The 10,149-nt window shown below is 75.0% G+C and carries 8 protein-coding genes; 5 read left to right on the forward strand and 3 right to left on the reverse strand.

Annotation, left to right across the window (positions count from 1 at the left end; all coding sequences use genetic code 11):
• Positions 1-69: 69 nt before the first annotated feature.
• Positions 70-2,367: a SpoIIE family protein phosphatase gene (locus ACFV1L_RS12870; protein WP_380365297.1), complete on the forward strand. Its 2,298-nt coding sequence runs from the start codon at positions 70-72 to the stop codon at positions 2,365-2,367.
• Here ACFV1L_RS12870 and ACFV1L_RS12875 read toward each other — a convergent pair.
• Both ACFV1L_RS12875 and ACFV1L_RS12880 read right to left on the reverse strand, forming a co-directional pair.
• A complete protein-coding gene (locus tag ACFV1L_RS12875) occupies positions 2,357-3,151 on the reverse strand; it encodes an SURF1 family protein (protein ID WP_380365298.1) in 795 nt (264 codons plus the stop codon). The genes ACFV1L_RS12870 and ACFV1L_RS12875 overlap by 11 nt on opposite strands.
• Before the next feature lie 31 nt (positions 3,152-3,182).
• Complete coding sequence (locus tag ACFV1L_RS12880) at positions 3,183-4,163, reverse strand: DEDDh family exonuclease (RefSeq protein ID WP_380365299.1); 981 nt, start codon at positions 4,161-4,163, stop codon at positions 3,183-3,185.
• Positions 4,164-4,285: 122 nt separating this feature from the next.
• On the opposite strand from ACFV1L_RS12880, the gene ACFV1L_RS12885 reads away from it, so the two are divergent.
• The 4 genes from ACFV1L_RS12885 (at position 4,286) to moaA (ending at position 8,595) form a co-directional block, all read left to right on the forward strand.
• Positions 4,286-5,329: a zinc-dependent alcohol dehydrogenase family protein gene (locus tag ACFV1L_RS12885; protein WP_380365300.1), complete on the forward strand. Its 1,044-nt coding sequence runs from the start codon at positions 4,286-4,288 to the stop codon at positions 5,327-5,329.
• A 202-nt stretch (positions 5,330-5,531) separates the two neighbouring features.
• On the forward strand, positions 5,532-5,906 hold the full coding sequence (locus ACFV1L_RS12890; RefSeq protein WP_380365301.1) for a DUF485 domain-containing protein: 375 nt from the start codon (positions 5,532-5,534) through the stop codon (positions 5,904-5,906).
• Positions 5,903-7,516 carry a cation acetate symporter gene (locus ACFV1L_RS12895; RefSeq protein ID WP_380365302.1) on the forward strand — a complete coding sequence of 538 codons (1,614 nt, stop codon included), beginning with the start codon at positions 5,903-5,905 and terminating at the stop codon, positions 7,514-7,516. The genes ACFV1L_RS12890 and ACFV1L_RS12895 overlap by 4 nt, the downstream gene beginning before the upstream one ends.
• A gap of 89 nt (positions 7,517-7,605) precedes the next feature.
• Positions 7,606-8,595 (forward strand): GTP 3',8-cyclase MoaA, encoded by a 990-nt coding sequence (moaA, locus tag ACFV1L_RS12900; RefSeq protein ID WP_380365303.1) that lies wholly within the window; start codon positions 7,606-7,608, stop codon positions 8,593-8,595.
• 25 nt (positions 8,596-8,620) lie between these two features.
• Here moaA and ACFV1L_RS12905 read toward each other — a convergent pair.
• On the reverse strand, positions 8,621-10,149 hold a 1,529-nt coding region (locus ACFV1L_RS12905), incomplete at its 5' end, for a tetratricopeptide repeat protein (RefSeq protein ID WP_380365304.1).

The following is a 10,149-nucleotide window of genomic DNA, read 5'->3' on the forward strand; positions in this document are numbered from 1 at the left end:
CGTCAATGGCGCGGGACCGGGAACCGTCCGAAGATGGGGGGACCGGACCACCCACCCGAGGTGCAGCGCATGGACAATCGGCGGTTGCCGTACATCGACGGCGTCGCGGCCGCCCTGGTCGACGGCGACGGACGCGTCGTCGGTTGGACCACCGCCGCCGAGCAGCTGCTCGCCCTGGACGCCGCCCAGGTCACCGGCCGCCCCGCCCGCGAACTGCTCGCCGACGGCGTGGGCGACGAGCACGTGCTGGGCCGGCGGGCCGGCGAAGTGCGGCTGCGCACCGGCACCGGCGACCCGCTGGCGGTCGCCTACCAGGTGCTGCCGCTGTCCGGCGAGGGCGGCGAGGTGCGCGCCCTGGTCCTGGCCACCCCCGCCGACGCGGTCGCCCGGCGGCGCCAGGACGAGGCGTTCACCCGCGAACTGTTCCTGCAGGACCGGGTCGGCCTCGCGGTGTTCGACTCGGACCTGCGGCTGCTGCGCACCAACACCCACCTGCTGCCCTACACCGGCCTGCCCGACGGCCTGGCCGGACACCACCTGCGCGACTTCCTGCAGCCCGAGGACGCCGACGCCACCGAGGCGATCCTGCGGCACGTGATCGCCACCGGTGAGCCGGTGGTCCGCACCGCGCTGCGGATCCGCACCCTGGACGACCCCGGCAGCGGGGTGGTGATGGAGATCCAGGCGTTCCGGCTGCAGGCCCTGGACGGCGCCGTGATCGGCGTGACCGCGCTGTTCGGCGACGTCACCGAACTGCACCGCTACCGGCGGCGGGCCGACGTGCTGCACCGGGCCACCGCCGCCGTCGGCGGCTCGCTGTCGGTGGCCGGCACCGCCGAGGACCTGGCCGGGGTGCTCGTCCCCGGCCTCGGCGACCGGGTCGAGGTGGACATCGCCGAGGCCGTGTTCACCGGCGACGACCCGCAGCCCGCCGCCGACGGCCGGCTCGCCGTCCGGCGCACCGCCACCGCCGGGCCGCCGCGCGCCGACGACCGCCCGCTCGGCCCGCTGGGACGCGAGGAGCTCGGCGCCCCCGCCGCGGCGCTCCCCGACCCGCCGTCGATGAGTGCCCCGCTGCAGGCCCGCAGCGGCCCGCTCGGGCGGGTCACCGTGCACCGCGACCCCGCCGACGGCCCCTACCCGCGCGAGGACCTCGAACTGCTCCGGGAGATCGCCGCCCGGGCCTCGCTCGCCCTGGACAACGCCCGCCGCTACACCCGCGAGCACCGCGCCGCCGTCGGACTCCAGCGCAGCCTGCTGCCGCCCGCCGAGACCGCCGTGCCCGCCGCCACCACCGCCAGCGTCTACCGGCCCACCGACACCGCGACCGGAGTCGGAGGCGACTGGTTCGACGTCATCCCGCTGTCCTCCGCCCGGGTCGCCCTGGTGGCCGGCGACGTGGTCGGCCACGGACTCCAGGCCAGCGCCACCATGGGCCGGCTGCGCACCGCCGTCCGCACCCTCGCCGACCTGGACCTGGAACCCGACGAACTGCTGGTGCACCTCGACGACCTGGTCTCCCAGCTGGTGGTCGAGGGCAGCGAGGAGGAACGCGAACGCGGCGTCGCCGACCCGTCCGGGGCGACCTGCGTGTACGCCGTCTACGACCCGGTGTCCGGGCTCTGCCAGACCGCCAGCGCCGGGCACCCGCCGCCCGCCGTGGTCCACCCCGACGGGCGGGTCGAGTACCTGCCGGTCAACCCGGGGCCGCCGCTGGGCGTCGGCGGGCTGCCGTTCGAGACCGCCGAATGCGCGCTGCGCGCCGGCACCGTGCTGGCGCTGTACACCGACGGGCTGATCGAGGGCGGCGACGGCGGCGACCTCGACGAGGGCATGGCGCAGCTGGCCGCCCAGCTCGGCGAGGCCGACCTGCGCGGGGACCTGGCCGCGGCCGGGCGGGCGATCGTCGCGGAGATGGCCACCGCCGGGCAGAGCGACGACGTCACGCTGCTGCTGGCCCGGCTGCACCAGGTGCTGCCCGGCGACACCGCCGCCTGGACCATCGAGGCCGACCCGTCGGCCGTCGCCGGGGTGCGGGAGGCGGCCAGCCGCACCCTGGAGCAGTGGGGGCTGGGCGAGCTGGTGTTCACCACCGAGCTGGTGCTCAGCGAACTGGTCACCAACGCCATCCGGTACGCGGGCGGCCCCGTGGTGGTGCGGCTGATCCGCTCCTCGGTGCTGACCTGCGAGGTGTCCGACCCGTCCGCCACCCAGCCGCGGATGCGCCGGGCCCGGCTCACCGACGAGGGCGGCCGCGGCCTGTACCTGGTCGCCCAGCTCACCGAACGCTGGGGCAGCCGCTACACCCGCACCGGCAAGACCATCTGGGCCGAGCAGCCGCTGGAGCCGTCGCCGCTCAGCCGGTAGCGCCGACCAGCTCCCCGGCCTCCGCCGGCCGCGCCGCGTGCTGCTTGGCCTCGCGCCGGGCCAGCACCACCACGCCGACCGGGATCAGCGTGGTGAACAGCCACCACTGGATCGCGTACGCCATGTGCGGGCCGATGTCGGAGTGGCCGGGCTCGGCGAGCAGGGTGGGGGCGGCGCCGGCCGCGGGCTGGGAGGAGGCCAGCTCCAGGTAGCCGCCGAGCACCTGGCTGCCCGAGAACCTGGCCTGCTCCGCGCTGTTGATCACCCGGTACATCCGGTCCGGGAGGCCGCCGCGGTTCTTCGCGCCCAGCGCCGCGTACGTCTCGTCCGCGCGCAGCCGCCCGGTCACCGTCACGTCGCCGGCCGGCGGGGCGGGTACGGCGGGCAGGCTGGCGGCGTCCGCGGCGGACTCCACCCAGCCGCGGTTGACCAGCACCGAGCCCTTGCCGTCGGCCAGCACCAGCGGAGTGATCACGAAGTAGCCGATGGAGCTGCCGCCCGGCTCGGTGCGGCCGCGGACGACCACCTCGTGCGCCGTGTCGTAGTGCCCCTGCGCGGTGACGGTGCGCCACACCTGGTCGCCGGGGACCGACCAGCCCGGGGAGGAGAGCGAGTCGAAGGCGACCGGCGGGCTGCCCAGGTTCCGGGCCACCAGGTCGTTGCGGGCCACCCGCGCCTCGTGGCGGTGGTACTGCCAGAAGCCCAACCGGATCATGGTCGGGATCAGCACCAGCGCCAGCAGGACGATGACCGCCCAGCGCGCGGACAGCATGAATCGGTACACACCCGGCACGCTAACCCTCCTTACCGCCGCGTCACGCACCGGGGTGCGGCGCGACCTCCCGCAGCAGCTGCAGGAACGCGTCCTCGCCGACCACCGGGGTGCCGTACTCGCGGGCCTTGCGGGCCTTGCCGCTCCACGAGGCGGGCTCGTTGGTGACCAGCAGGCTGGTGAGCCGGCTCACCGAGGAGGCGATGTGCAGGCCCGCCTCGATCGCCCGGTCCTCCAGCAGCTCGCGGTCGGTGGCGGTGTCGCCGGTGATCGCCACCCGCATGCCCTGCACCAGCGGCGAACCGTCCACCCAGCGCCCCGGGTTCGGGTACGGGCAGGCCGGGCGCTTGCGGGCGGGCCGGTACGAGCTGCTCCACGAGCCGCGGGACGGGCCGGCCGGGGCGTTCTCGCCGAGGTCGGTGACGGCCACGCAGGCGGTCAGCGGCAGCGGCACCCCGCCGTCCCGGGCCAGCCGGAGCGAGGGGCGGAACACCTCGGCGAGCACCCGGGCGTCGTCCAGCGCGTGGTGCGCCTGACGCTGGCTCACCCCGAAGTGGGCGGCCAGCGAGGAGAGCTTGCCGTTCGGCAGGGGCAGCCGCAGGTCGCGGGCCAGCACCATGGTGCACAGCCGCTGCTCCACCGGGGCGCGCAGACCGGCCCGGGAGAACTCACGGGAGATCATGTTCCAGTCGAACAGGGCGTTGTGGGCGACCATCACCCGGTCGCGCAGCCGCTCGGCGAACTCGGCGGCGACCTCCGGGAAGGTCGGCGCGCCCGCCAGCACCTCGCTGGTCAGGCCGTGGATCCACACCGGCCCCGGGTCCCGCTCCGGGTTGACCAGGGTGTACCAGTGGTCGGTGACCTCGCCGTCCGGGTCGAGCTGGTAGACGCCCGCCGAGATCACCCGGTCCGAGCGCCCGAGGCCGGTGGTCTCCACGTCGACCACCGCGAAGCCGCGCCCGGTGCCCCCGCCGGGGCCGGTGCGCTGTGCCGGGAGCGGCGAGGTGGTGAAGGGCGCGTACATAGCGCACCACTTTACGGGGAGCCGGGGACGGCTCCGGCCGGATCCCTGGTTCCGGGGGCGTCCTACAGTGGAACGCGGGTGCGAACACGGCACCCGCCCCCTGCACCGAAGGACGAACCCTCATGCGCGCCACCGTGATCCACGGCCCCCAGGACATCCGGATCGAGGAGGTGCCCGACCCGCGGATCCAGCGCCCCACCGACGCCGTGGTGCGGGTGCTGAACGCCTGCATCTGCGGCAGCGACCTGTGGGCGTACCGCGGCGTGGCCAAGCGCCAGGCCGGGCAGCGGATCGGCCACGAGTTCCTGGGCTTCGTCGAGGAGGTCGGCGCCGAGGTGCGCGATCTCACAGTCGGCGACCTGGTGGTGGCCCCGTTCGTCTGGTCGGACGGCGTGTGCGAGTACTGCCGCGAGGGCCTGCAGACCTCCTGCCCGCACGGCGGGTTCTGGGGCGTCCCCGGCTCGGACGGCGGGCAGGGCGAGGCGGTCCGGGTGCCGTTCGCGGACGGCACCCTGGTGAAGCTGCCCAAGGAGGCGGCCGGCGACGAGAAGCTGCTGCCGGCGCTGCTGGCGCTGTCCGACGTGATGGCGACCGGCCACCACGCCGCGGTGTCGGCGGGCGTCCGGCCCGGCGCGACCGTCGCCGTGGTCGGCGACGGCGCCGTCGGCCTGTGCGGCGTGCTGGCCGCGCACCGGCTCGGCGCGGGACGGATCATCGCGCTCGGCCGGCACGAGGGCCGCACCGCGATAGCCCGCTCCTTCGGCGCCACCGACGTGGTGCCGGAGCGCGGCGAGGCCGCGGTCGAGGCGGTCCGCGAGCTGACCGGCGGCCGGGGTGCGAACGCCGTGCTGGAGGCGGTCGGCACCGAGGAGTCGATGCGCACCGCGATCTCGATCGCCCGGGACGGCGGCGCGGTCGGCTACGTCGGCGTGCCGCACGGCGGCAGCGCGGGCGTGGACGTCCACCAGATGTTCAACCGGAACGTGCGGCTGGTCGGCGGCGTCGCCCCGGCCCGGGCGTACATCCCCGAACTGCTGCCCGACGTGCTGTCCGGCGCGATCGACCCGGGTGCGGTGTTCGACCGGACGGTGGACCTGGACGGGGTGCCGGAGGGGTACCGGGCGATGGACGAGCGGACGGCGCTGAAGGTCCGAATTGCCTTCTGAAGACGTCTGATTGGCTGATCATCAGACCGGGGCGGCCGTTGCGACGGCCGCCCCGGTTCCGCGTTCCGGTCAGTTTTTCAGCCGGATCGTGCGGGGAACCTTCTCGCGACCGCGTCCCGGATCTAGCATGCAGCGCACTCCGAGTGACGCACCACACGCCCATCCGATCGTCCCTCGCCCCGAAGACGACAGGAGGCCCCGCGTGGCACCCCCGCCCGAGACCGCCCCGGAATCGTTCCAGCGCATCGAGGAATCCGCCGAGTTCCGCCAACTGCGCAGCTCCTTCCGGAACTTCGCATTTCCGGTCACCGCCGGATTCGTGCTCTGGTACCTGCTCTACGTCCTGCTCTCCTGCTACGCGCCCGGCCTGATGAGCACCAGGGTCGCCGGCGACATCAACCTGGCACTGGTGCTCGGCCTCCTCCAGTTCGCCAGCACCTTCGCCATCGCCGCCTGGTACGCCCGGCACGCCGACCGCCGGCTCGACCCGGGCGCCGCCGCCATCCGCTTCCGCGCCGACGCCGTGCTGCCCGCCCAGGCCGACCACACCACCGTCGCCGAGGAGGCCGCCGAATGACCCACCTGGCCAGCTCCGCGAGCGACCACCGCACCCTGATCATGTCGCTGTTCGGGGTCTTCGTGATCGCCACCCTCGGCATCACCCTGTGGGCCGGCCGGCAGACCAGGGACGCCGCCGACTTCTACGCCGGCGGCCGCGCCTTCACCGGCTTCCAGAACGGCCTGGCGATCTCCGGGGACTACATGTCCGCCGCGTCCTTCCTCGGCATCGCCGGACTCATCGCCCTCTACGGCTACGACGGCTTCCTCTACTCCATCGGCTTCCTGGTCGCCTGGCTGGTCGCCCTGCTGCTGGTCGCCGAACCGCTGCGCAACTCCGGCCGCTACACGATGGCCGACGCCCTCGCCTTCCGGATGCGCCAGCGCCCGGTGCGCACCGCCGCCGGCATCTCCACCATCGTGGTGTCGATCTTCTACCTGCTGGCCCAGATGGTCGGCGCCGGCTCGCTGGTCGCCCTGCTGCTCGGCGTCAGCGGCGACGGCGCCAAGCGCTGGACGATCGTGGCGGTGGGCGCGCTGATGGTGATCTACGTGACCGTCGGCGGCATGAAGGGCACCACCTGGGTGCAGATCGTCAAGGCGGTGCTGCTGATCGCCGGCGCCGCGACCATGACCGTCATGGTGCTGGCCAAGTACCACTTCAACCTGTCCGAGCTGCTCGGCGCCGCCGCCGACGCCAGCGGCAAGGGCCGCGCCTTCCTCGAACCCGGGCTCAAGTACGGCGTCACCGGCACCACCAAGCTCGACTTCCTCAGCCTCGGCATCGCACTCGTCCTCGGCACCGCCGGACTGCCGCACATCCTGGTCCGCTTCTACACCGTGCCCACCGCCAAGGCCGCCCGGAAGTCGGTGCTCTGGGCGATCGGCATCATCGGCGTCTTCTACCTGATGACGCTCGCCCTCGGCTTCGGCGCCGCCGCCCTGGTCGGCCCCAAGACCATCAAGGCGTCCAACGCGGCCGGCAACACCGCGGCCCCGCTGCTCGCCGAGCAGCTCGGCGGCGGAGCCGGCTCCACCGGCGGCGCGGTGCTGCTCGCGGTGATCTCCGCCGTCGCCTTCGCCACCATCCTCGCCGTGGTCGCCGGACTCACCCTCGCCTCCTCCTCGTCCTTCGCCCACGACCTGTGGGCCAACGTGATCCGGCGCGGAAAGGCGAGCGAGAAGGAGGAGGTCGCCAGCGCCAGGCTCGCCGCCGTCGCGATCGGCGCGATCGCCATCGTGCTGTCGATCTTCGCCGACAAGCTGAACGCCGCCGCGCTGGTCGCGCTGGCCTTCGCGGTCGCGGCCTCCGCCAACCTGCCCACCCTGCTGTACTCGCTGTTCTGGAAGCGGTTCAACACCGCCGGCGCGGTCTCCGCCACCTACGCCGGCCTGATCACCTCCGTCACCCTGGTGGTCTTCTCCCCGGTGGTCTCCGGCAACCCCAAGACCTCGCTCTTCCCGCACAGCGACTTCCACTGGTTCCCGCTGGAGAACCCCGGTCTGGTCTCCATCCCGGTCGGCTTCCTGGCCGGCGCGATCGGCACCTGGCTGGCCCGCGACACGGCCGACCCGGCGAAGTACGCCGAACTCGAGGTCCGGTCGCTCACCGGCCTCGGCGCGCACTGACTCCGGAGCCGCCCGCGCGCACCGTTAAGCTGGCCCGGCCGCCGCCCGGCGGCCGGGCCAGCTTGGCTTCCAGGGAAAGGCGGGCCGCGATGCTCCTCGACACCTACGGACGACAGGCAGTCGACCTGCGGGTCTCCCTCACCGACCGGTGCAACCTGCGCTGCACCTACTGCATGCCCGAAGAGGGCCTGAACTGGCTCGGCAAGCCCGAACTGCTCACCGACGAGGAGATCGTCCGGCTGGTCGGGCTGGCGGTCCGCGAACTCTGGGTGCGCGAGGTCCGCTTCACCGGCGGCGAACCGCTGCTGCGGCCCGGGCTGGTCCCGATCATCGCCGCCTGCGCGGAGCTGGCGCCCCGGCCCGAGATCTCCCTCACCACCAACGGCATCGGCCTCGCCCGGGTCGCCCCCGCGCTGCGGGACGCCGGCGTCGACCGGGTCAACGTCTCCCTCGACACCCTGGACCCCGCCGTCTTCCACCGCCTGACGCGGCGTCACCGCCACCAGGACGTGCTGGACGGGCTGGCCGCCGCGGAGGCCGCCGGGCTCCGGCCGGTCAAGCTCAACGCGGTGCTGATGCGCGGCGTCAACGAGCACGAGGCCGCCGACCTGCTGGCCTGGGCGATCGAGCACCGCTACCAGCTGCGGTTCATCGAACAGATGCCGCTGGACGCCCAACACGGCTGGGACCGCGCACAGATGGTCACGGCGGAGGAGATCCTCGCGCTGCTGCGCACCCGGTTCTCGCTGACCCCCGAGCCGTCCGCGGCGCGCGGCGCCGCACCCGCCGAACGGTGGCTCGTCGACGGCGGCCCCGCGACGGTCGGCGTCATCGCCTCCGTCACCCGGCCGTTCTGCCGCGCCTGCGACCGCACCCGGCTGACCGCCGACGGCCAGGTCCGCAACTGCCTGTTCGCGACCGGCGAGACGGACCTGCGCGGCGCGCTGCGCTCGGGCGCCGGCGACGCGGAGCTGGCGGAGCTGTGGCGCGCGGCGATGTGGGGCAAGAAGGCCGGCGCGGGCATCGACGACCCGGAGTTCCTCCAGCCCGACCGGCCGATGTCGGCGATCGGCGGCTGACCGCGCCGCGCCGCCCGAACGGCCGTCAGGGTCCTGGCGCGTCGAGCAGATCGAGGGCGGTGGCGGCCCGGTCGGCGGCCGGGCCGACGGCCAGTTCGCGGAGGTAGCCGCGGAGCGTCCCGACGATCCGGTACGGGTCCGGGACGGCGAGGAACTCGGCCACGGCGGCGGCGAGGTCGGCACGGGGGAGGGCCACGGCGCGCAGCACGGCGGTGGCCGCGCGCTCGCTCCGGTCGGAGTGCCGGGCGGCGGCCAGGGCGGCGTCCCAGGCGGCGGCCGTGCGGTCCGGCCCGGGTTCGAGCGACTGCAGCACGGCCTCTTCGAGCAGGACGGCGGCGTCGGCGGGGTTCTGCCGCGCGGCCTCGGCCAGCGCCGCCCGGGCGGCCGGCAGGCGGCCCTGCCGGCGCAGGACGGAGACCAGGTCGCAGCGGGCGTCGAGCTGCGACGGGTCGAGGGCCAGGACGGCCGTGAGATCGGCGTGCGCGTCGTCCAGGCGCTCGGCGCGGCGGTGCAGCTCGGCCCGCAGGTAGCGGGCGAAGACGCGGCCGGGGTCGGCGGCCAGGGCGGCGTCGAGGTCGGCGAGGGCCTGCTCGGGGCGGTCGGCCTGGTGGTGGGCCTGGGCGCGGCCGGTGAGGGCGGCGGCGTCGTCCGGGGCGACGGCGAGAGCGGCGGTGAAGTCCGCGGTCGCCCGGTCGAGCCGGCCCGCCAGCCGGTGCAGCTCGCCGCGGGAGTACAGCGCCCAGTGGTGGGCCGGGTCGGCGGCGATCGCGCGGTCCAGGTCGGCGAGTTCGAGGTCGGTCCGGCCGGCATCGTGGTGCAGCAGCGCGCGCCGGGCCAGCGCCCAGCTGTCGCCGGGGTCGAGGGCGAGGGCGGCGTCGAAGTCGGCGAGCGCCTGCTCGGGACGGCCGGCTGCGAAGTGGCTGGCGCCGCGGCCGAGGTGGGCGGCGGCGCAGGCCGGGTCGAGGGCCAGCACCGCCGTGTAGTCGGCGACGGCCGCGGAGTGACGGCCCGCCAGCTGGTGGGCCTGGGCCCGCTGGTGGCGGGTCCACGGGTCGTCGGGGTCGAGGGCGAGGGCGGCGTCGAGGTCGGCGAGGGCCTGCTCGGGGCGGCCGGCCTGCTGGTGGGTCTGTCCGCGCCGGGCGAGGGCGTGGGGGTAGTCGGGCAGGGCGTCGAGGGCGGCGGTGAAGTCGTCGACGGCCCGGTCGAACCGGCCCGCGGCGCGGTGCACTTCGCCGCGTTCGCACAGGGCCCAGGCGTAGCCGGGGTCGAGGGCGAGGGCGGCGGTGAAGTCGGCCAGGGCGTCGTCCGGCCGGCCGGACATCCGGTGGACGAGGCCGCGGATGCTGAGCGTCCAGGGGTCGTGGGGGTCGAGGGCGAGGGCGGCGTCGAGGTCGGCGAGGGCCTGCTCGGGGCGGCCGGCCTCGTGGTGGGTGCAGCCGCGCCAGGCCAGCGCGGCGGCGTAGTCGGGCAGGGCGTCGAGGGCGGCGGTGAAGTCGTCGACGGCCCGGTCGAACCGGCCCGCGGCGCGGTGCACTTCGCCGCGTTCGCACAGGG

Origin of the sequence: Kitasatospora sp. NPDC059646 (assembly GCF_042734615.1) — a bacterium.
Classification (GTDB): Bacteria; Actinomycetota; Actinomycetes; order Streptomycetales; family Streptomycetaceae; genus Kitasatospora.

What these genes read in the sequence shown, in the direction of transcription:
- ACFV1L_RS12870 (WP_380365297.1), top strand. Translation starts at nt 70, where the DNA reads ATGGACAATCGGCGGTTGCCGTACATCGACGGCGTCGCGGCCGCCCTG.
- moaA (WP_380365303.1), top strand. Translation starts at nt 7,606, where the DNA reads ATGCTCCTCGACACCTACGGACGACAGGCAGTCGACCTGCGGGTCTCC.
- ACFV1L_RS12895 (WP_380365302.1), top strand. Translation starts at nt 5,903, where the DNA reads ATGACCCACCTGGCCAGCTCCGCGAGCGACCACCGCACCCTGATCATG.
- ACFV1L_RS12880 (WP_380365299.1), bottom strand. Translation starts at nt 4,163, where the DNA reads ATGTACGCGCCCTTCACCACCTCGCCGCTCCCGGCACAGCGCACCGGC.
- ACFV1L_RS12885 (WP_380365300.1), top strand. Translation starts at nt 4,286, where the DNA reads ATGCGCGCCACCGTGATCCACGGCCCCCAGGACATCCGGATCGAGGAG.